This is a genomic window from Lysinibacillus sp. G1-3 (assembly GCF_056322905.1).
In genome coordinates this window covers 1-256 of the sequence record NZ_JBWHYQ010000079.1, presented here as the reverse complement: position 1 = coordinate 256, position 256 = coordinate 1, and the positions used below count along the sequence as shown (strand labels likewise).

General features: G+C 52.0%; 2 tRNA genes. Both read right to left on the bottom strand.

Annotated features, from left to right (window positions below):
• Positions 1-43 precede the first annotated feature (43 nt).
• Positions 44-119 (bottom strand) — tRNA-Phe (locus ACVYAD_RS25245).
• Between the two features lie 16 nt (positions 120-135).
• A tRNA-Asp gene (locus ACVYAD_RS25240) sits at positions 136-211 on the bottom strand.
• Between the last annotated feature and the right edge of the window lie 45 nt (positions 212-256).

The following is a 256-nucleotide window of genomic DNA, read 5'->3' as shown; positions in this document are numbered from 1 at the left end:
AGCTTGGAAGGCTGAGGTTTTACCATTAAACTACACCCGCATATGGTGGGTCAGGACGGAATCGAACCGCCGACACTTAGAGCTTCAATCTAATGCTCTACCAACTGAGCTACTGACCCATATTTTTTTAAAAAATGGCGGTCCCGACCGGGATCGAACCGGCGATCTCCTGCGTGACAGGCAGGCATGTTAACCGCTACACCACGGGACCATTTGGTTGCGGGGGCCGGATTTGAACCAACGACCTTCGGGTTAT